This is a genomic window from Ktedonobacteraceae bacterium, assembly GCA_035653615.1.
GTDB lineage: Bacteria > Chloroflexota > Ktedonobacteria > Ktedonobacterales > Ktedonobacteraceae > DASRBN01.
The window spans coordinates 74,124-94,268 of record DASRBN010000040.1; the positions used below are offsets into that span (position 1 = coordinate 74,124).

16 protein-coding genes are annotated in these 20,145 nt (G+C 54.3%); 9 read left to right on the forward strand and 7 right to left on the reverse strand.

The features are described from left to right. Nucleotides 1-160 precede the first annotated feature (160 nt). Both VFA09_24930 and VFA09_24935 read left to right on the forward strand, forming a co-directional pair. Entirely contained in the window at nt 161-820 is a 660-nt protein-coding gene (locus VFA09_24930) for a LuxR C-terminal-related transcriptional regulator (GenBank protein HZU70541.1), read from the forward strand. Between the two features lie 218 nt (nt 821-1,038). Beyond that, complete coding sequence (locus VFA09_24935; protein ID HZU70542.1) at nt 1,039-1,374, forward strand: hypothetical protein; 336 nt, start codon at nt 1,039-1,041, stop codon at nt 1,372-1,374. A 3-nt stretch (nt 1,375-1,377) separates the two neighbouring features. Here VFA09_24935 and VFA09_24940 read toward each other — a convergent pair whose 3' ends face one another. Further along, a complete protein-coding gene (locus VFA09_24940; protein ID HZU70543.1) occupies nt 1,378-2,724 on the reverse strand; it encodes a hypothetical protein in 1,347 nt (448 codons plus the stop codon). A gap of 249 nt (nt 2,725-2,973) precedes the next feature. On the opposite strand from VFA09_24940, the gene VFA09_24945 reads away from it, so the two are divergent. Both VFA09_24945 and VFA09_24950 read left to right on the forward strand, forming a co-directional pair. Beyond that, complete coding sequence (locus VFA09_24945) at nt 2,974-3,351, forward strand: hypothetical protein (protein ID HZU70544.1); 378 nt, start codon at nt 2,974-2,976, stop codon at nt 3,349-3,351. A 195-nt stretch (nt 3,352-3,546) separates the two neighbouring features. Beyond that, nucleotides 3,547-6,987: a kelch repeat-containing protein gene (locus tag VFA09_24950; protein ID HZU70545.1), complete on the forward strand. Its 3,441-nt coding sequence runs from the start codon at nt 3,547-3,549 to the stop codon at nt 6,985-6,987. Nucleotides 6,988-7,109: 122 nt separating this feature from the next. Here VFA09_24950 and VFA09_24955 read toward each other — a convergent pair whose 3' ends face one another. The 4 genes from VFA09_24955 to VFA09_24970 form a co-directional block, all read right to left on the reverse strand. Continuing rightward, nucleotides 7,110-8,015, reverse strand: a complete 906-nt coding sequence (locus VFA09_24955; protein HZU70546.1) for a GNAT family N-acetyltransferase — start codon at nt 8,013-8,015, stop codon at nt 7,110-7,112. Next, nucleotides 8,012-9,625, reverse strand: a complete 1,614-nt coding sequence (gene nagZ / locus VFA09_24960) for a beta-N-acetylhexosaminidase (GenBank protein ID HZU70547.1) — start codon at nt 9,623-9,625, stop codon at nt 8,012-8,014. Before nagZ ends, VFA09_24955 begins: the two co-directional genes overlap by 4 nt. Nucleotides 9,626-9,918: 293 nt before the next feature. Continuing rightward, nucleotides 9,919-10,824 (reverse strand): N-acetylmuramic acid 6-phosphate etherase, encoded by a 906-nt coding sequence (murQ, locus tag VFA09_24965; GenBank protein HZU70548.1) that lies wholly within the window; start codon nt 10,822-10,824, stop codon nt 9,919-9,921. Between the two features lie 36 nt (nt 10,825-10,860). Then, a complete protein-coding gene (locus VFA09_24970) occupies nt 10,861-11,607 on the reverse strand; it encodes a GntR family transcriptional regulator (GenBank protein ID HZU70549.1) in 747 nt (248 codons plus the stop codon). Between the two features lie 429 nt (nt 11,608-12,036). Here VFA09_24970 and nagA point away from each other — a divergent pair, with 429 nt between their 5' ends. Then, on the forward strand, nt 12,037-13,236 hold the full coding sequence (nagA, locus tag VFA09_24975) for an N-acetylglucosamine-6-phosphate deacetylase (GenBank protein HZU70550.1): 1,200 nt from the start codon (nt 12,037-12,039) through the stop codon (nt 13,234-13,236). 310 nt (nt 13,237-13,546) lie between these two features. Continuing rightward, on the forward strand, nt 13,547-14,263 hold the full coding sequence (locus VFA09_24980; protein ID HZU70551.1) for a GNAT family N-acetyltransferase: 717 nt from the start codon (nt 13,547-13,549) through the stop codon (nt 14,261-14,263). Here the strand turns inward: VFA09_24980 and VFA09_24985 are convergent. After that, nucleotides 14,193-14,771: a Uma2 family endonuclease gene (locus VFA09_24985; GenBank protein HZU70552.1), complete on the reverse strand. Its 579-nt coding sequence runs from the start codon at nt 14,769-14,771 to the stop codon at nt 14,193-14,195. The genes VFA09_24980 and VFA09_24985 overlap by 71 nt on opposite strands. 103 nt (nt 14,772-14,874) lie before the next feature. Further along, a complete protein-coding gene (locus VFA09_24990) occupies nt 14,875-15,426 on the reverse strand; it encodes a DUF1326 domain-containing protein (protein HZU70553.1) in 552 nt (183 codons plus the stop codon). A 590-nt stretch (nt 15,427-16,016) separates the two neighbouring features. Here VFA09_24990 and VFA09_24995 point away from each other — a divergent pair. The 3 genes from VFA09_24995 (at nt 16,017) to VFA09_25005 (ending at nt 20,080) form a co-directional block, all read left to right on the forward strand. Next, nucleotides 16,017-17,711, forward strand: coding sequence for an ABC transporter substrate-binding protein (locus VFA09_24995; protein ID HZU70554.1), 1,695 nt, complete (start codon nt 16,017-16,019; stop codon nt 17,709-17,711). A 387-nt stretch (nt 17,712-18,098) separates the two neighbouring features. Next, nucleotides 18,099-19,097, forward strand: a complete 999-nt coding sequence (locus VFA09_25000) for an ABC transporter permease (GenBank protein ID HZU70555.1) — start codon at nt 18,099-18,101, stop codon at nt 19,095-19,097. Nucleotides 19,098-19,099: 2 nt separating this feature from the next. Next, nucleotides 19,100-20,080 (forward strand): ABC transporter permease, encoded by a 981-nt coding sequence (locus VFA09_25005; GenBank protein ID HZU70556.1) that lies wholly within the window; start codon nt 19,100-19,102, stop codon nt 20,078-20,080. Nucleotides 20,081-20,145: the final 65 nt, after the last annotated feature.

Below are 20,145 nucleotides of genomic sequence, written 5' to 3' on the forward strand. Positions count from 1 at the left end.
TGGCGTACTGGCAACCTGCGAGCGTAGCGATGGCAATCCTAACTGTTTGAACTTTATGATGAGCAAGGGATTCTGCTAGCTATTCATTCCCCAAAAAAACGAAATAGAACGTTAGTTCTTATTGTGGGGTCGAATACTCAGTTTCTAGAAAGGGACTGCTATGGATGCACCGTTTGAACAGCCGGGATCATATCACGATGCGGATACTACTAACCCTCAAGATTATACACATATGATCCTCTATTTACTCAACGTGGGTCAGTCGTTATGCGGGCAAACTCGGGGAGTTCTTGAGCGTCTCTGCCAGGAGGTAGCGCTGGCTACTCAACAACGCGCTCGCCTGCTGTTACGCTACCAGCGGTTTCCTGACGTAGCGGATTCATCCTCTTCCACAATGGAGGTAAATTTTCCTGTGCAGTTTCGAGACCGGACGTATGGGACAGTGTCTATCGCAGCTGATGGCACAGATCCGACGCGCCCGGCGTTGCCCCTGCCTGTGGGACACGTGTTAGCTCAGGTGTGCAGCTGGATGCTGTACGCTTTTGAGGTGACGGCCCTCCTGGACGGTGTGCCAAAAGCAACCGAATCGTCAATAGATAAGACGCTGACAAAGCGCGAGAGAGAAGTGCTGGCGTTGATGTGCCGCGGGTACGATCAAAAGGCTATCGCCAAAGAGTTAGGCGTTACTGTGGCGACGGTGAGCAAGCACCAGCAGAATATTTATGAACAATTGGGGGTACATAACACCCATGATGCGCTCCAGGTAGCTTTTCAGGCCGGCCTCTTCTCTCCTCTTGAAGAATTCCTGGATTCCTGGTAGACCCCAGGAAGGACGGGCATGATGCACTGACTGAAAAGCCTCAATGACAGGTGGCAGAGGTGACCTCTCATTGCCTGATTCGTTTGCCAAAGATCATCAGCGTATTTCCGCAATCCTTGCGCTTCTAAAGAATAGACAGGTGCGAACTTTTGTTCTATAATAGTGATAACAACCGCGTTCTATATCACCAGAAAAACTGGCTAAGAAAGAGATTACCCATGTTGCGTGACGTACTTCGTGAACCATGGACATATCAGGAAGAGGCTGAGCAGGAGGAGCCTACCGGCACTCTTCGCCTGGGATATCAGCAGGCATTTTTGCAGGGAGTGCAGCAGGCCCAGAAAGAATTACTACAGGAACTGCGCCAGATACTGCTGAAGATCGTGCGCCTGCGCTTTCCTGTTGCCATACGCCTGGTAAAAAAGCAGATTGCTGGCATCGAGGATGCGAGTATTTTGCGCGATTTGGTCATCAAAATGAGCATCGCGCAATCCATCGAAGAAGCCGTCATGTTACTGCTGGAAGTCGATGAGGATGAGGGCGAGGACGAATAAATCCTAGATATTCCAGGCTTTCTTATTCAGAAGCCTTTCCTTCGAACCCTGGAGCATTGCCAGTGTTTGCTTTGCTATTGTGAAGAGCAAAGGTGCTGCCAGGTAAACAAATAGCGCCAGGCTCAACAAGATGTATAGCTTATCGTTATGTAAGAGTGGCTTCGGCGCTATGATGGGGTGCCAGAGAACGCTATACAGCGGATGGTAGTGGCACAGGTATTCAAGAGCGTAGTTGTGAGCAACACAGATATTGCTCAGCCCAAACTGATCGTAAATGGCTCCATTGATACCTATCCAGAGTGAGAAAGCCAGGAAGAGCAGCGTTAAAAGATTTCCCAGTAGCGAATTGCTGGTGCTACGCAGGCGTACTGCAAGCACGAAAGAGGCGGGAATCGAGGCGAAGAGAAAAAACCTGGGTCCCCAGAACCATCCGCCGTACCATGCCCACCACGATGAATAGACCAGTATCAAACCCACCAGGAAGCATATCCATAGTTGGTAGGCCTGGAATAATTGCTTATTGTTTTCTCCTTGCAACTTCCAGAGATAGTTTTTGACGGGCAGCAGCAGGGCGGGTGCAAAGAAGATCAGCCCTTTGCCGAACGAAAAAAGGATGGAGATCAGGCCAAGCCAGAAAGGTGTGCTGAATGCCTGATTGCCATACCCACTGTTAAAAGGGCTGCCACGGCGAATCCAGGACTCGGCGAGGATCAGCACTACAGCGGCTATAAATACGAGGAGATATCTTACGCGGCGCTTCTGAAAGATATGTCCCAGGACGACAAGGCCAAGTCCAACCAGGCTGGCGGGCGTATTAACCACCCCCAGCACGACGGCTGCCCATCCGCCGGCTTCCGATCTCAGCAGCGCTACCAGGATGCCCATTCCGACCATTAAAGCGGTGAATACCTCGCCTCCAAAGTAGGTCACGTGGTTCCCGAACATGGAGCCTATGATCAGTATAAGAAAGAATTTGCGCAGTACGCCGGCATCCATGCGATTTCGCAACATTACATACGTAATCAACATTACCGCGGCCAGCAGAAAAATGTTATATTTTTCCTGCCATTGCAATGAAAATCCTGATAGTCTGTCGATGACCCACAGTGGCGAGGAGAATAAAGGGCCAACGATTGAATAGCTCATGTGTGATATCTGGCCATGTTGTAGCAGGCTTACAACCGCTTTAAAGCGCACGGTGCCATCCAGAAAGTAACGCTGTGGCAGCCATTGAAACATGGCAAAGATGCCCATCCCAATCAGGCATAGCTCGATTACTTCGAAGAGTAGCTTTTTGGATAGTCCATGAACAGGTTGTTCCTGCTCTGCCGGAATAGTTTCGACTGCCAAAGGTGCTCTCTCTTTCTTTTAAATGTTAGTCCTCTCCTACCGGTACAAGACGCTCTTTCAAAGCTAAGGTAACTTGCTGGCCGGCTTCTGGTATTTCTTATTCCTGCCGTATCGCACCTGCGTGATAGCTAATCTTTGTCTCGTCATCTACGGAGCCAGTAAGGGGCTCGCGGAGATAAACCATTGCTTCATGTGTTACTATTATCCTATAGTTAAAAGTATATGATGAAGAAAACCATGGAGCCAATGATGCCCGGAACTTTTGCGGAATTATATGCCCCTCTACTGAAAGAAGTGTTTACGACAAAGGCCCAACAGATGCTGTCTGCCGGCGCCGATGGCTTAATAACCGCGCGTGCTTACGCGGAACGGGGCAAACCCGAATTTGCCCTGGCTTTTTTATTGTTGATAGAACTGCCCGAAGACGAGAAGCGCGAACTCTTCGCTTATGCTTATGAACGTCGTGCCGTACTATCTGAGGAAAAGGCCGCGCAATATACGCTCCAGTTCCATAGGCCTTTTCCGCTCATCAAGCTGGAAGCGCAAAAAGACCGTATGACTGCTCGCTCCATTCGTGAAGGCAAGCGCGTGCGAGGCAACACAACCCGTGTTCCTCCCGTTACTTAGAATGCAACCAGGCCGAATCCTGCAATGTGTTAGAAGCTCTGGCTTTCCAAACGTAATATATTGTGTGCGAAATGTGAACTATTCCACATTCCGCGGCCCCTATCGCATGTTATGATTATCTGGGGTACTGTTGGTCTTTTTTATGCTATCGAGGTTGACGGTCGTTTTTTCTAAACATAGCTGGATGTTCAAGTTATGGCATATTGTTTAAATCCTAAAAAGAAACATAAGAATCGTGAATTCGCCTCCATTTCCTCACTCACGAATACAGGCACGATAGCGCTGGCAGAAGCGAGCGCCGAAAAATCACCGGCCTCGGTCGATGCGCAGGTATCTTGCCAGTATTGTAAGTATTTACTCGAGGGAGCGCTGCTGGGTGATTGCCGGGTAAGGCGCTGGATTGGTTCGGGCGCATTCGGCGACGTATACGAGGCGGAACAGTTACCGCCATTGCAGCGTCGCGTGGCCATCAAGGTCATGTCCATTGACCAGGTACTGGATGTCAAAGCTGTCGAACTCTTTGCGCGCGAAGTGGGGGCTATCTCTAAGCTCGATCACCCTAATATTTTGCCTGTGATGCGCGTGGGGATGCTGGAAGACGGACGCTCCTACCTGGTAATGAAATATGCCGCTCATGGCTCGCTGCAAAAATACTGCCAATCGACTCCCCAGAACTTCTCTTTGCTGCCCACTGCTATTCCGGCGGAAGCTTCAGCTCCTCTTGTGGATGCGCCTCAGGTGGAGAATCAGGATACCGTGGCGGTCAATCAGCAGGGTAGCGCCTATCAAGACAATCAAACCATTACGCCTCTCGATCCTGAACAGCCAGAGCGGGTAGCTGGCGAGGGCGCGCGAGAGATTCTTCGCTCCGCTCAGAATGACATGCAGCGGACATGTCATTCTGAGCGGAGCGAAGAATCTCAACCCGATTCTATTACCGGCCACGAAACAATCGCCAGTAGCGAAACATCCGACTTAAAAGAAGACAGCGTCGAGGGCGATCAGATGGCAGTGCCGCAAGCAGCAGAATCGACGACGCTGACACCGCGGCTCCTGCTGCCATATATCGAGCAGGCATCGGAGGCCCTACAATATGCTCATGATCATGGCATAATTCACCTGGATGTCAAGCCTGCTAACCTGTTGCTCGATGGCGATGATCGCCTCATGCTGGCTGATTTTGGCGTTTCCGCGCTGCTCGATGGCTATACCCACGCCTCTTTGCACGCTTACGTCGGCACTCCTCTCTATACCGCGCCGGAGCAATGGTTGGAGCAGCCACGCGCCGCCAGCGACCAGTATGCGCTGGCCATCACCTGTTACCAACTGCTCAGCGGGCACGCTCCATTTACAGGCAACCTGTATTCCATCATGCATGGGCACCTGCAAATTCCTCCTCCTCCTCTACGCGAATTTAACCCATTGATCCCATCTGAGGTGGAAGCCGTTATTTTGCGCGCTCTTGCCAAGGAGCCGGGAGACCGCTATAAAGATATGCGCTCGTTCGCTCGCGCTTATCGTGAAGCCCTGGAAGAAGCGGCCAGTGCCAGAACAGATACCTACAGCCAGTTGCCTGCGCTCGAAAACATTGAGCAGGCAGGCGCTTCCAAAACAGCAGAGGAAGGAGCCACAGCTTTTGATCCCGCGGAAATCTCCACACTTCCTGAGCCGGCAGCAACGGCGATAAAAGCGCCCGCGGAGAAGGAAATCACAACAGTCAGGCCGGCGGGCGAGTTCGCGGGTGAAGCGAAAGTGATGGTAGGGCAATCAGGACAATCGGCGTCACGGCGGGGCGGTAGGGGCCGATTGATCGCGCCCAGCGCCGATTCACCGGCCCCGCGTCCGGTTTACCGCACGCTGGCCCTTGCGCTGCTCGTACTGCTGCTCCTGGGCGGTGCCGCGCTAGGGTTGGTGCGTGTGAGCCAGCCTTGCCTGCTTGGAGTCTGCCCTGTCATGCAGCTAAGCACACACGAGGTGAACCTGGTCAATGATGGCTCGCAGCCGGTCAGAATCTCGAATACGGGCAGTTCCGATTTGCGCTGGCAAGCATCCATCGTGAATAGCCAGAATTTAGCATGGCTGGCGCTTTCTGTATCTATGGGAACGCTTGCCCCGGGTAAAACAGCCGGATTTACTATCAAGGCAGGTACTGCAAGCCTGGCGGACGGCGCTTACGCCGCCGTTGTGGAGGTCAGCGGGCAGAATGTGGCCGCCCAGGATATTTATGTGACGGTGAGCGTTCAAAAAGGGCTGGATGCCGTCTCTGTAGAGAATAGCGGTACTCAATTTTTATACACCCAGGGCAAGCTGCAACCGGCAATACAGAAGATTACGATCATCAATAAGAGCATAGAAGCGCTCGTCTTCCAGGTAGAGTATACGGAGACGACCTGGCTGACGGTTACCCCTGACCAGGGAGTCTTAGAGCCGGGCAAGTCGACCAGCCTGCTGGTGAATGTGGTCAATCCGCAGTTGTTGACGCCAAACAATAACTACCAGACGACCGTGTCACTGATCGGTAAATTGCAAAGCCAGAAGCAAGCGATCGAATTGCAGCGCTATGATTTTGTCCTGGATGTACCCGCTCCATTGACAACGCCGACTCCAACCGTGACGGCAACGCCGCCCCCGCAGTTCAGTTTTCCCAGTTTTAACGCGCAGGCCCCCGTTTCGACAGGCGCCCCTGCTACGTTGCGTTCGGGACACAGTATGGTCTGGGATGACTATGACAATCTTGTACTCGTCTTTGGTGGCATCGATGGTAGTGGTCATCTGCTCAATGATCTCTGGTCCTACAGTCCTGAAACGGGACAATGGAAACAACTGACCCCGGCAGGCGCCGCGGGTGCTTGCAGTAATGGGGATAGCGGTGTACCGCCTCCACGTATGAATGCGGCCATGGTCTGGGATAGCGCGGATCAGCAAGTGCTGCTGTATGGTGGTTTGGGAGCGAATAATCATTATCTTGGCGACCTGTGGTCCTTTTCACTAAGTACAGGCGCCTGGACTGCCATTGCGTGTTCTGACAACGGGCCGGGAGTTCGTGCGACCGGTGCGGTATGGAATGGCAGCCAAATGCTCGTGCTGGGTGGGATGAATAAGTACGGCCTGCTCTCGGATTTCTGGGCGTATACTCCTGGCTCAAATGGCGGCTGGCAGGAACTTGCAACTACCACTCCCCTTGGCCAGCGTACCTACTCGACTATGGTCTGGGATAGCAGCGATAGCCGCTTGTATGTGTTCGGCGGGCTTGACATCAATGGCCTGCAGGAGAACGATTTCTATGCATACAGCGCAAGCAAAGGGTGGTCCTCGATTACGCCAAAGACATCGGATAATCCGCTACCCCGGCAGCAGGGCATTGGGGCCTGGGATAGCAGAGACCATCTTTTGTTGCTGATGGGCGGCTGGGAAAACGGTCAATCCGAACCTTTCTGGGGCCTCTGGGCATACGATCCCAAACAGAATGCCTGGGATTTATTGACTCCCCTGGACAGCCATGGAAACCACATTATACCCGGACGAACCGCGTCGACGATGGTGTGGGATGCGGCAGACCGCCGCGCCTATATCTATGCTGGCGCGGGCAATGGCAGGTACGGCAGCAGTTTGAACGATCTGTGGACGATCTCGTAGGGGCCGGATTATGAATTTTTACCAGCAAAATCGACAATTCAAGTGGCCCCAACTGTGTCATGCTGCTTCCCGATTTTGTTCGTGAACGTTCATCATCGGCGGTGGGCGCGATCAATCGGCCCCTATATAGCGAAGATGCGCTCGTGATATTGTGTCTCGAAGCCAAGCCCGCGATAGACGTTATAGCCCTCGGGCGAGGATTGCAGGCACGCGTAACGGTAGCCGCGCGCTCGTGCCTCTAGAAGAGGGAGCAGCGTGATGGCAGTACCCAATCCTCGACCGCGAACGGCAGGCGCCGTACTGACATCGTAGATACCGGCCATATTGTCCGTCAGCAATAGGGTGGAAGATGTGACGGGCTCCCCATCCAGGTAGCCGACATAATGGAGAAATGGCCCGGCGGGATCAAATCCAGCTCGCGTATATGCTTCATAATAGATTTCTGCAGTCGCGAGGGTCATCTCGAAGCCCGCGACTGTCGCCCGGTACCATTGCGCAAAACTCGCGCCGTCGTTAACCCGCTCTATCAGCAGTCCAGCCGGCACCCGTGGGGGCCGGTTCACCGCGCCCACCGCCGATTGATCGGCCCCGTTCCCCTCTGACCCGGACAAAGCAGCGCCCAACGCATCTGCATCCGCCTCTCCCACCGTCGATTCATCGGCCCACGCAGGCAATGTATGCAGGTCTACCAGCATATGGGGACGGTTATTCACCTGCTTCAAGCCATTTGCGAGCAGGTGGCTGGGAAGATCAACAGGCCGGCTAGAGGGTAAGACGAGCCATCCCAGAGGCCTGCCGTTTGACTTGAAGCTATCTACCAACGCCTGAACTCGTGCCGCGGCAGTCTCAGACGAGAGCTGTGTGCGCAGCACCGTATTCCACCCTGGAAACTTGCTGCTGACCGCCCATGTCAACTCAGGATCGCTGAAGAGTTGAAAATGGGGTAGGGGAACCAGGCCAAGCAGGAAATAAGCCAGGAAGTTCTCTTCCATTGCCGCGTGCAGGTCAGATATGTTCTGTGTCATCATAAATCCTTCGGATACAGCCCCGGAATGCTCACCGGCAAGTGCCCATACGCCTGCCGCTCGCCAAAAATCGCGCGCGCGGCAGCATTCAGGGCCGGGCGCGTATATTCATACGTCACAAGGTAGGTGCGAAGCTGCGGAAATGCCAGCAGATCATATGGATTGCGTACCGCTATTCCAATCACGCGCCGCCCTGAGGATACGAGCTGGCGCACCACTTCCGCCTGTCCCTCGTCCATATGCGCATTGACCGTCGCTACGATGAAAATATCTGTCGCCCTCGTGCCTTGCAACGCTTCCCTGGATGCCTCGCCTGCCGGCACGCGCGTCATACTGACGTTCGTGTGATACTGCCGTAAGATATCTACCAGTATATCATCTGAATAATAACGGTCCTCCACCATCGACATGCTGTATCTCTCGGGAGCAATAACTAGGATGCGCTCTCCAGTGTTCAGACGCAGTGGCAGCAGGCCAGCATCACTTCTGACCAGCACCGGCAGGCGCTCATATGCCCGCTTCTGAAGTTGCATATGCTCCTCATTACCGATTATTGCAGGCATCTTTGTCACACCTGGCAGTCTATCCCATGAGAGATGACTCGCCTTGAGCCTCAGCAGGCGTTCAGCCGCCTGCCGGATCACCTGCGGTGCGAGTTCATTCGCCTCTACCGCCGCTCGAATCGCCTCAAAACTCCCTTGCTGGCGCTCGTAAAGATGCGATACCAGCACGAGGTCGTTGCCTGCCTGCAGCGCCATGACCGCTCCTCGCTGTACGCCGAACGTTTCCGAAATCGCCTGCATCTCTAAGCAATCGGAGATAATAACGCCGTTGAATCCCAGGTGCTCGCGCAGTAACCCCTTGACGATGGCGGGTGAGAGCGTTGCCGGTAAGTCTTCTTGCTGTGTCAACGCGGGAAAAGCTACGTGCGCGATCATTACGCTGCCGGTCCCGGCCTCTATTGCGCGTCGAAAAGGCACCAGTTCCAGGCTTTCCAGCCGCTCGAGCGAATGAGGAATCGTAGGCAGCGCCAGGTGCGAGTCAGTGGCAGTATCGCCATGGCCGGGAAAATGCTTCAAGCAGGAGATGACGCCGGCGGCATGATATCCTCTCACCATCGCGGCGCCAAGCCGTGCCACCAGCCGTGGATTTTCTCCGAAGGAACGGACACCGATGACCGGATTAGCCGGGTTATTATTCACATCAACCACCGGGGCAAGATTCATATTGATGCCGAGCGCCAGCAGTTCCTCGCCCGTCGCACGCGCAACCTCGTAGGCGATTTCATCTGAGCCGATGGCTCCCAGCGCCATGTTGCCCGGAAATATCGTCACCGCCTCTCCCAATCGCTGCACAATGCCGTTTTCCTGGTCGATAGCGATCAGCAGGGGATAGCGATGCCCGGCCTCTTTTGCGATCTCCTGCAAGCTCCGTGTCAATTCAAGCACCTGCCGCGTATCGCCGGTGTTGCGCGAGAACAGGATGATGTTGCCGACATGGTAACGCGTAATCAGATCGATGATCTCCTGTGAAGGCTTAGTTCCCCAGAAGCCAACCATCAGCGCCTGCCCAATCTGTTCCTCCAGGCTCATGCCGTTTGTGTAGGTGTCCATTTAAATCATTTCCTTTGTATATTGAGACCTTGATGATATGGGGACGAGGGCCGAGAACGATTTTTCACCAGTACAATCAGTAATCCGAATGGTTCAGGCCATGTCATTCTGAGCGCAGAAGCCGCAAGCCCTGAGCGGAGCGAATGGGGAAGAATCTGTGCCTTGCCCCACGAGCTTCTTCCCCATTCACTCCGCTCAGTGCGGCCTCTGCGCTCAGAATGACACACCCGGGGAGCGCTTCCCGATTGTGCTGGTGAGAACTCATCGTCGGCGCCGGGCGCGATCAATCGTTCCTACGGGACGGCTTCTAATGCGGCTCTCAACACGTTGCCATGCGCGGCAAGTCTTTCGCGTGCCTGCTCTGGCGAGATGCTGGCACGCGCCACCAGGATGGCCGTTTTGACCTCGCCTCCTGCATAGTCCAGCAGCGTTCTGGCAGCTTCATTATCCAGCCCGGTTGCCTGTTTTACGATTGAGAGGGCACGTTGCTGCAACTTATAGTTTGTGGCCTGCACATCGACCATCAGGTTGCCGAAGGTTTTCCCCAACAGAATCATCGCGCCGGTACTGAGCATGTTGAGCACCATTTTCTGAGCCGTGCCCGCTTTCAGACGCGTCGAGCCGCTGATCACCTCCGGCCCAACAAGCGGCGCGATCAGAATCTCGACTTCTTGCGCCAGCGGCGTGTTCGCATTACATACCAGGCCAATCGTCAAGGCGCCTCGTTCATTCGCGTGTGCGATAGCGCCGCGTACATAAGGCGTGCGCCCGCTGGCGGTAATGCCTACCACCACATCCGCTTGAGAGACCCCGAGTGCTGCTAAATCGGCCTGCCCTGCGTCCCAGTTATCCTCGAAGTCCTCGTGTGCCCGATCCAATGCCTGCTGGCCACCCGCGATGCAGGCCAGTACCATATCTGGAGCAATATTGAAGGTTGGCGGGCATTCAGAGGCGTCTAAAGCTCCGAGGCGGCCAGAGGTACCGGCCCCGGTATAGATCAAACGCCCACCGAGCCGCAACTTCGCGGCTATCGCCTCAATCGCCCTGGCAATATCCGGCAATACCTGCTGCACTGCCAGGGCAACCTTCGCATCCTCGGCATTGATGATCTGTACGATTTCCAGGGGACTCACGCGGTCGATTTCAGTCGTCGCCGGGTTCACTTTTTCGGTGTCCAGCGCGCTTAAGGTGCGTTCCATGCCTTCACCTCCGGCTTTTGCTGTCATACCAGTGCATCAGGGTATGAGTTGCTCGCGCTTCATATGGGTATAGAATGTATACTTGTGTCCGCAATAGATGGCTTTGGCGTATTCGACCGGCTGGTTGCGTTCCGTATAGGTGACGCGGCGGGTGAAAAGTACAGGGCTGCCCACCGAAATTTTCAGCAGTTGCGCCTCTTCGTTGCCCGCCAGGCCTGCTTCCAACTCCTGGTCGGCAGCCATTAGCGGTATGCCGTACCTCGTTTCCAACACGCGGTAAAGCGAATTATTTTCCAGGTCTTCCTCTAGCAACCGCTCGCACCCCTTGAAATTGATCTGAGATAATTCAATAGCCAGGGGTTCGTCATCGGCGAGTCGCAGGCGGCGCAGGCGGAAAATTGGCGTTCCCTGGCTAATGCGTAGCCGTTCGGCAGTCGCCTCGTCCGCCGGAGCCATTTCAGCCGAAAGCACTTTCGTGCCGGGACGCTGCCCGCGCGCGCGGATATCTTCCGTGAATCCGGTCAGTTGTATGAGTTGCTGGGTAATTTTGTGCTGGCTGACGAACGTTCCCTTGCCCTGCTCGCGATAAAACAGCCCCTCGTTAACCAGGTCCGTAATCGCCTGGCGGGCCGTCATCCGGCTGATGCCATAGGTTTCCCCCAACTCGCGCTCCGACGGAATAAGGTCGCCCGGCTTCCACTCGCCGGAGCGGATACGCTCCTTCATGATTTCCTTGAGTTGATAGTAGCGAGGCAAGGGACTATTCCTGTAAATTGCACCCATATGTTTTCCCTCAATCTTATCAGGCGTTCTTTAAAAAAACGCGCGTTCATGCTTTCATGATGCCGCGGACATCATTTGCGTACAGTATATTACACAGTGCAGGTCCATGCCTTACTCTCTACCTCTTGCATTCTGCCCGGAAATATGGTACTAGTTATGGCAAGTGGTATAATTGGTATATTGTATATACCACTATACTTATTTATAATAATTCCATACTTTTTCGCGCCTGTCAAGGGTTCAAGCAGACAAAGGACATCTGGGAATTCCAGGTCAGATCGTCCCGAAGGTGATCCCTGGTGATTGCCTGCCGAAGAAATGGCACTGATTCACCCTACCACTACTGGCGTGCTGGATGGAGTCGCGCTCTGACTTGTGACTGCGCTGCGTGCCAGGCAGTGTGTAAGAAGAGGAAGGTTAAGAGGATCAATGCGCTTTACACTACGTGATGCTCGCCTTATTGATGCCACAACAGATATTGCCCACGGCGATATAACCGTTGCCGGCACGCAGATACATGCCTTGAGCCATCCTGGAGGCTCAACCGGCGAAGCTGATACCATCATCGACGCGGCGGGTATGCTGGTCGTGCCCGGCTTTATCGATGTACATACGCACGGAGGCGGTGGCTATAGCCTGCACACCACGGTTGCCGATGACATTCGGAATTTTGCGCGCTGGGTACCTGAGACAGGCGTCACCTCGTTTCTTATTGCGGTAGTAGGCGTGCCCGGCTCCATGCCTGAAGAACAGTTAAAAACCGCTGTGCATGTGCTTCGCACGCAAACAGGAGGAGCCGAGCCACTGGGGATTCACCTGGAAGGGCCTTATATTAGCGTGGCAAGGCGGGGAGCGCACCAGCCTTCCTGGCTGCGTATGCCGGATGAGCCTGAGACGGAGCAGCTCCTTGCCTTAACGGATGGTTGCCTGCGCCTGGTTACGCTGGCTCCAGAACTTCCGGGAGCCACGGCTATGATTCGTCGTCTTTTAGAGGTGGGTGTCACTGTGAGCATGGGCCATACCGATGCGACTTACGAGCAGGCGCAGGAGGCGATACAGCTCGGCATCTCGCATGTAACCCATTGCTTCAACGCCATGCGGCCCCTCTTGCATCGCGCCCCCGGTCCTCTCGCTGCTGCGGCCCAGGCCGAGGGTGTCTATGGAGAGGTAATCGCCGACGGCGTGCATGTTCATCCGGCAGCGGTGAACGCTTTGATAAAACTGCTGGGGCCGGAGCGCACCATCCTTATCACGGATGCCCTGGCGGCGGCGGGTGTTTCCGATGCCAGTTTCGATTTCGCCGGCCAGCCCGCGCGGGTTATTAACGGCGCCGCTCGTCTTGAAGACGGAACGATTACCGGCAGCATATTGACGATGGACCAGGCCTTGCGCAACGTGCTGCTGATGACAGAGGTGACACTCCAGCAGGCGATAGGTATGCTAACGCTCAATCCAGCTTGCGCTGCCCGAGTCTCGCACCGTAAAGGGCGCTTGCAGGCCGGTTACGACGCCGATCTGCTCATCCTCGATTCCTCGCTGACTGTGCAGGCCACCATTTGCTGTGGCAAGGTGGCATTCGCGAATGATGAGTGGCAGGAACGGCTTGCAGCGCTGAATAGAGATGTTTGATGGTTTGTGTCTGCAGAAGCCGATAATGAACTTTCATGACTAAATCGGTCACGTTCCATGTCATTCTGAGCGAGAGCGAAGAATCTACGGCCTGGCACATGAGCCGTCGGGTAGCGTAGATTCTTCGCTCTCGCTCAGAATGACATGAGCAAGTGGATCACGTGACGAGGGCAATGAGTGGTTCTGGCAATAAAAATTCATTCTCGGTTCCTGGGCGATTACCTCGATATTTCGTTAAACTACCTAATCTAGTCCTACATCCCACCAGGAGTTCCCTTGCCTCTCCTGAGAAGGTAGCGTAAACTACTCGATGGAGCCATTAACAGTTCACCAGATGAGCAAGGAGCGAGCAATGGAGGTCTTCCTGGAAACCGAGCGGATGTTGTTGCGTCACTTTACCGAGGCTGATGTAGACCACCTGGTCGATCTTGACAGCGATCCCGAGGTCATGCGCTTTCTTACCGGTGGTATTCCCACCTCCCGCGAGGCAATCCAGGACGACATTCTGCCCGCGTTCCTGCGCTCCTACGAGCTGTATCCCGGCTTTGGCGTCTTCGCGGCTATCGAGAAGGAACGCGGGGAATTCCTGGGCTGGTTCAGCTTTCGACCGAAGGTTGCAATGAGTCGCGACGAGGTCGCACTTGGCTACCGGCTGCGGCGCTCCTTGTGGGGCCAGGGCTATGCCACCGAGGGAGCGCGTGCGTTGATTCGCCTCGGCTTCACTGAGTGGGGCGTACAGCGTGTCGTTGCCACGACCTACCAGGATAACCTGGCCTCCCGTCGCGTCATGGAAAAGGCAGGCCTTTCGCTGGTGCGAACCTACCGCATGACGATGGAGGAACTGCAGGCCAATGACAGCACCGCCCACGATCCATCGGAGGTGCTTTGGGATGGTGACGATGTTGAATACGCGCTGCGAAAGGCCGACTGGGAGCAGCAGGAAGGAGCTTCAGACCTTACTCATACTTCGGGGTCCAGAGTTGCTCAATCGGAAGTTCCCAGCCGGGAAAGAGGTCTGGAATGGTAAGAGTGTCGCCGTTTTGCAAAATACTGATCGGAAAAATGTCTTCTTCCCCCTCGGCATCTTTCCTGAGTGAATCAGCTCGATAGACGCGGACGGTATGCTTATCTGGATCAATGAGCAGGCCAACTTGAACTCCCTGCTGTATGAACAAAGCGATCTTCTGTTCAAGTTCGCGAAGGCGGTCTGTACTTGATTTGATCTCGACGATTAGTTCAGGGACGACAGCCGCATAGGAGCGCGGTGCTTGTTTAAGTCGATCGCGTGAAACAAACGAAACATCAGGTGAAAGCAAGTCTCCATTGGGCATGCGGAAACCTGCGCTTGCATCGGCAATTCGTCCAGCGTTGTGCTTATAAACCCAGTTGCTTAAAAATACAATAAATCGAACTCCAATTTCGCTAGATACATAGTCTGAAAGACTCATAATAGTCAGTTTTCCTTCTCGCAATTCGATTTTGTTGTATGGGTAGAAAGCTTGAAGCCTTTCTACGTCATGGAAGCTCATTGCCATAGCTACTCATTCCCTCGCTAATACGGATTGGGGGCGTTACTGACTTTGTACGATTATTATGTGGTTATCTTTTATTGATATTGTACGTTATCGACCAGCTTTGTCAATAGTTCCACTGCTCAAGCGGTTGTTGAACGGCGACGTGGCCATTATAGGTCCATTCCTTGAAGAAAGGCGTGGATCTATCTCCTTGCATGAGACGGCTGCGCTCTGGCGAAAAAGTGACAGAGAGAATGTTCCGCCCCTCGGCAGTCGTATAACGCATGGGAACGAGGTATACAGGTCGCTCGGTAGCAGGCAGGCGATTCGTATGAGCGACTTCACTTCCTTGCCGCTGCTGAAATGTCGCGAGCAAGGCATTCACCTGCTCTGGCGTGGCTCCATCATCGATCAGGATGGTCTCATGCCAATCGGCGGAGTTTTCACTGGCAGTCTGCGCCAGATTGAGCAGGGTTCTCTGAGAGACATCTATTCCAGAGGCGGTGCCCGATTCGATGTGGTCACCGACAAATCTCCAACGCGGTCCAAGATAGCTCTCCGCGCCCTTGCAGGTACAATGGTCTCCACAAACGCATGGATCGCAAGGACAGGAGCATGCCTGTGCCGCAAACACAGACCCGATTAGCTGTATGGTACGTGGTGCTGTTGTTGTCATAACTATCTATCTCCTCTCACCTGATGGCGAAAAACATCTCACATCTTGACAAGGCTCAAAGACAAAACTCTCCATCGAGATTTTCACACTACGACCTACTATGGCAACTATTCTATGCTCGAGTGTCAAACTCGGCTAACGGGAATGCTCTCTTTCCCCCAATGGCTGTAAATCTCCGCTGAAAATGATGAACCCCACCTCGTTCTCATACCCATGTCATGAATTTTTTGCGAATAGTTGGTATAGTGGTCTAGATGTCTTGACAAATGAACCAGAAGAAGGTACAGTATTTCCCATAGACTGATCTGGAATTCTCGGAAATGGGTATCTGACTGGCGACGAAACGTATGCTATCGGAAAGGAGGGATTGCTGAAAGCAAACGTACAGGTAGTCCCGGCATGGTATGCCGGTAGGGGTTTAGATATCCCTGACATGCAAATCCCACTTTGTGTTTGTTCTTCTTGTGAATTGACAGGTTGTTACATGAGTGCTTTGTAGTATCGCAGGGCGCTCTTTGAAAGTCGAAGTCCAGCGGCTATTTACCAGGATCGTTGAACTGATCCATTCTTTTAGCGGTAGGAGGTTGCAAATGACTCCCAAGGCTCTCCCCGGTCCGTCTTCAGGGTTGAAGATCAAGTTTACTGCCGTACCATTCTCTCTGCTGGTCATTTTTATGTTGATCCTCTCGGCCTGTGGCAGCAGTGGTTCCACCAACAATTCCGGTGGCAAGTCAATACTCAAAGTAGCTGCCCAGTCCTACGATTTCGCTCAGTCTGGTTGGAATCCATATAATGGTCATCCCAACGCGGGCGTCCTCGGCCTGGTGTATGAAACCCTGTACTTTGTGAACGTGAATGATGGTTCGTTCACGCCGATGCTGGCCACCAATTATGCGTGGAGCAACAACAATACAACGGTCACCTTCACAATTCGTCAGGGTGTCAAATGGAACGACAACAAGCCGTTTACAGCTAATGATGTCGCGTTTACTTTCAATGCGATGAAACAGTATCCGGCTGCGGATACCAACGGCGTCTGGAGCTATCTCAGCAGCGTGACGGCGCCCGATGCCAATACTGTAGTGATGAATTTCCAGAAGGCTTATCCGCCTGAATTGGTGACGATTGCCGGGCACGTGTACATCATTCCACAGCACATTTTTGCCAACGTAGGCGACCCGACCAAGTATCTCACCGACCATCCTGTCGGTACCGGTCCATTCACTCTGACTAAGTACCAACCATCCCTGGCAGTGTTCGACAAGAATCCGAACTACTGGCAGGCCGGCAGGGTCAAAGTAGATGAGGTTCAGTTCCCGGAGTATAAAGATAACTCGACCCTGGCGCTGGCGCTGCCAAGGGGTGATATCGATTGGGCCGGGTACTTCTCGCCCACGCTCAAGCAGGATTTCGTAGACAAAGACCCAACGCATAATCACCTCTTCATGGATGCCATCAACCTCTATTCCATCTGTGTCAACCAGCGTGATCCGGTGGTTGGCGGCACAGCTGGCCTGCCGGTTCGCCTGGCGCTCAGCTACGCCCTTGACCGCAGCGCGATCGCGGCGCAGGCGACTGCCGGCCTGGAACCTCCGGGCAGCATCACAGGCCTGGTACTTCCTACCGCCCAGAACTGGCTGGCCCCCCAGTATGCCAGCCTGCCCACAACAGCTGACACTGCCACAGCAGAAAAGTACCTGACCGATGCAGGTTACACGAAAGGTCCTGATGGCATCTACCAGAAAAACGGTAAGCGATTATCGCTCACGCTGCGAAGCGTTGACAGCTATTCAGACTGGAATGCGGCGGCGCAATTGATCGCTTCCGAAGCCAAAGCGGTTGGCATCGAAATCAAAAATACGACGGTTGGCGAAGACAATTACTATACCCTGCGCACCGATGGCAAGTATGACTACCAGTTGATGTTCTGTGGTATGGTGGGTGGTCCTACACCGTACTACCTGTACAATCAGTACCTGAACAGCAATGAGATCGGCCAGGGCAAATTCAACTTTGTAGCCTGGAACGATCCTAAGACCGATCAGTACCTGAACCAGTACGCTTCAAGCACTGATCCGACTGTGCAAAAGCAGGCTATCATGGGCATCGAGCAGATTTTCGTGCAGAACCAGCCGTTCATCCCGTTGTGGACCGGAGCTGACTACGATGAGTACAGCACTGCTCACTTCACCGGCTGGCCCGACCAGAGCAACCCATATTCCAGCGGCAGCCCGAACACTGCCCCTGATATCGAACAGGTTGTCCTGCACCTGCAGCCCGCGTGATCCTATACGATAAGAGGTAGGGCCAGATAATGCAATTGAACAAATTACTCTGGTAATCCTGGGGCCGATGAATCGGCCCCTACGGGACCCCGCGGCGAAGCCGCGTAGGGGCCGATTCATCGGCTCGCGCCCGTTGCCGGACTGGTTAGTGAAAATTCATGATCGGTCCTATGTCTCTTGCCGGAGTAGTTCGTCAAAAATCAGAATTGGCCTTTCATCCCTTGCCGGAGTAGTTTGTCAAAGTGCATCACCTGGCCCCTACTCCAGCGTTTTGCAAGCTTGCAAAAGAAGTGCCAGCCACTCCCATATCTGTAGGATGGCACGAAAAAGCGTATAATATCTGAAAGTATGCTTCATGATAGAGGTGGCCGGGAAAGGAGCAGCCAGATGCGTCATGTGATCCGCCGCTTTTTGTTCTATGTTTGTGCAGTCTGGATAGCGATCACACTCGATTTTTTCATCCCACGCCTGGCGCCCGGTGATCCTGTCGCGGCGCTGGTGGGGAAGATGTCGACCAAGGGCTACGTTACCCCGCAGATGCAGCAGACGCTCGCGGCCATGTTTGGCCTGAACACGCACGATCCCTTGTGGCTGCAATACTTCAAATATCTTGGCAATTTGCTGCACGGCAACCTGGGCGTTTCCATTCAATATTTCCCCACGCCCGTCGCGGCGCTCATCAAGCAAGATATCGGCTGGTCAATCATGCTGGGCGGAGTCGCCGTTATCATCAGCTTTACCCTCGGCTGTCTGTTTGGCATCATTACTGCCTGGAAACGCGGCTCCGCTCTGGATACATTTCTCTCACCTGCCATGAATTTTCTCTCTGCCATTCCTTACTTCTGGCTGGCGCTCTTTACGCTCTTTATCTTCGCCTATACGCTGAACTGGTTCCCGCTGGCCGGCGGCTACGACGCGGCGGACCTCAATCCTGGCTGGTCGTTTGATTTTATCAGCAGCGCCATCCAGTATGCCTTCCTGCCTGCTTTGACGCTGGTCATTTCTTCGCTGGCCGGCTGGATGCTGACGATGCGCAATTCGATGATTACGACGCTTTCCGAAGACTACGTCCTGATGGCGAAGGCCAAAGGATTATCCGAGGGCCGCGTAATGTTCCGCTATGCAGCTCGCAATGCTGTCCTGCCCAATATTACCGGCTTCGCAATCGCCATTGGCGCGATTGTCGGCGGGCAGTTGCTCACCGAAATGGTGTTCTCGTATCCCGGCATTGGATACGCGCTGCTGCAGGCCGTGAACCAGCAGGATTATGCAATGGTGCAGGGCGTCTTCCTGATTATTACGCTGGCCGTGCTGGGCGCGAACTTTCTGGCCGATCTGTTGTATGCCTTCCTCGATCCACGAGTGCGTGTGGAAAGGAGCGTCTGAGCATGCAAATTCAAGAAGTACCCGGCAAAGCAGGAGAGCCGGTAGCATCTTCCCTACCGGTGGCACTTCTACCCGGTGATACACTGCAAGCTCGCATCCTGCGTGTGCCGCTGGCCACCTGGCGCGCGATGACTTCAAGCCCCAGGGTTGCGGTAGGTAGCGCGATTGTCGGCATCTTCATCCTGGTTGGACTCTTTGGGCCATTCTTCGCGCCTTACAATCCTGATGCGACATCAAACCTGTTCATCGCCTCTCCTTCCGCGTCGCACTGGCTCGGCACCACCGTTGTCGGGCAGGATATCTTCAGCCAGTTGATTTATGCCACGCGCACCAGCGTCTTCTGGGGGTTGGGAACCGGAGTGCTGGTCACGTTGCTCTCGGTGCTGGTCGGTATGGTTGGCGGCTATGTTGGCGGTGTGATGGATGACGTGTTGACGTTGCTCACCAATGTCTCGCTGGTGCTGCCCGCGCTTCCCCTGGCGATTGTGCTGGCGGCCTATTTCCCGCGTGGCCCATTGACGATCTCCCTGGTAATCGTCGTTACCAACTGGGCCTGGCAGGCGCGAGTGCTGCGTTCGCAAACGCTGTCGATGCGCAGCCGCGAATTCGTCACTGCTGCCCATGCCAGTGGAGAACGTCCCTGGCGTATCATCTTCTTCGAGATATTCCCCAATGAGATCGGCCTGGTCGTCGCGGGTTTTGTCAGCACCACTATCTATGTGATACTCACCTGGGCGGCGCTGGAATTCCTCGGCCTCGGCGACGGTACGATTCCCAGCTGGGGCGGCATGCTCTACTGGGCGCAGCAGGCCGGGGCGCTTGGTGGTGGCCTCTGGTGGTGGTTCATTCCCCCTGGCGCCTGCATCGCCATCCTGGGTGCGGGCCTCTCGCTCATCAACTTCGGCATTGATGAAATCGCTGACCCGCGCCTGCGTCCAGAACGTCCCAAAAAACTGGCAAAACACAGGAAAGCTGTGGCATAATAGTGAAAATGGCGTTCAAAATTCTATCGCAATGACAGTGCAGTGACGAGGCAAGAAAGCTGGTG

Excerpts from the sequence above, each read along its gene's own strand:
- VFA09_24930 (HZU70541.1), top strand. The coding sequence starts at position 161 with ATGGATGCACCGTTTGAACAGCCGGGATCATATCACGATGCGGATACT.
- VFA09_24935 (HZU70542.1), top strand. The coding sequence starts at position 1,039 with ATGTTGCGTGACGTACTTCGTGAACCATGGACATATCAGGAAGAGGCT.
- VFA09_24945 (HZU70544.1), top strand. The coding sequence starts at position 2,974 with ATGCCCGGAACTTTTGCGGAATTATATGCCCCTCTACTGAAAGAAGTG.
- VFA09_24950 (HZU70545.1), top strand. The coding sequence starts at position 3,547 with ATGGCATATTGTTTAAATCCTAAAAAGAAACATAAGAATCGTGAATTC.
- VFA09_24955 (HZU70546.1), bottom strand. The coding sequence starts at position 8,015 with ATGATGACACAGAACATATCTGACCTGCACGCGGCAATGGAAGAGAAC.
- nagZ (HZU70547.1), bottom strand. The coding sequence starts at position 9,625 with ATGGACACCTACACAAACGGCATGAGCCTGGAGGAACAGATTGGGCAG.
- murQ (HZU70548.1), bottom strand. The coding sequence starts at position 10,824 with ATGGAACGCACCTTAAGCGCGCTGGACACCGAAAAAGTGAACCCGGCG.
- VFA09_24970 (HZU70549.1), bottom strand. The coding sequence starts at position 11,607 with ATGGGTGCAATTTACAGGAATAGTCCCTTGCCTCGCTACTATCAACTC.
- nagA (HZU70550.1), top strand. The coding sequence starts at position 12,037 with ATGCGCTTTACACTACGTGATGCTCGCCTTATTGATGCCACAACAGAT.
- VFA09_24980 (HZU70551.1), top strand. The coding sequence starts at position 13,547 with ATGGAGCCATTAACAGTTCACCAGATGAGCAAGGAGCGAGCAATGGAG.
- VFA09_24985 (HZU70552.1), bottom strand. The coding sequence starts at position 14,771 with ATGGCAATGAGCTTCCATGACGTAGAAAGGCTTCAAGCTTTCTACCCA.
- VFA09_24990 (HZU70553.1), bottom strand. The coding sequence starts at position 15,426 with ATGACAACAACAGCACCACGTACCATACAGCTAATCGGGTCTGTGTTT.
- VFA09_24995 (HZU70554.1), top strand. The coding sequence starts at position 16,017 with ATGACTCCCAAGGCTCTCCCCGGTCCGTCTTCAGGGTTGAAGATCAAG.
- VFA09_25000 (HZU70555.1), top strand. The coding sequence starts at position 18,099 with ATGCGTCATGTGATCCGCCGCTTTTTGTTCTATGTTTGTGCAGTCTGG.
- VFA09_25005 (HZU70556.1), top strand. The coding sequence starts at position 19,100 with ATGCAAATTCAAGAAGTACCCGGCAAAGCAGGAGAGCCGGTAGCATCT.